This window comes from Gluconobacter sp. P1D12_c, assembly GCF_018812105.1.
Classification (GTDB): domain Bacteria; phylum Pseudomonadota; class Alphaproteobacteria; order Acetobacterales; family Acetobacteraceae; genus Gluconobacter; species Gluconobacter oxydans_A.
The window spans coordinates 1-385 of the sequence record NZ_JACSIQ010000737.1; the positions used below are offsets into that span (position 1 = coordinate 1).

At 41.3% G+C, this 385-nt stretch carries 1 protein-coding gene; it reads right to left on the bottom strand.

Features of this window, described 5'->3' with window-relative positions:
* Positions 1–266: hypothetical protein (locus tag KP705_RS18970; protein WP_215765431.1), on the bottom strand; the 266-nt coding region annotated here is incomplete at its 3' end.
* Positions 267–385: the final 119 nt, after the last annotated feature.

Sequence of the window (385 nt, forward strand, 5' to 3'; positions counted from 1 at the left end):
ATTTTCCTGCTCTTGCCATTCTTCTGAACATCAACAGCACCATCGCAAGCCTGCTCATGCTCACGCTCAAGAGCTTCTAAATCCTGACCAAAAACGAGAACCGGCTTGCCTGGATTTTCAACATGCAAACAGGCATCCGGATTTCTCCGGGTAGCCTCATCTATAGTCTCTTTAATATTCCACTTCTTAGACTTCGTTGCCTTGTCGGAAGGCTTTACAAGCACTTTACGACTCAGCATCTCAAAATGTGCGAATTGATAACTCATGACAACGATCCAAAAAATTTCTCGCAAATCGTTGAGAGTCTTCTTTTAAAATCATCAGACGTACAATTTTCCAAATCTAAATTATCGATACTCGAATACAAACCATCCTTGTCACATTC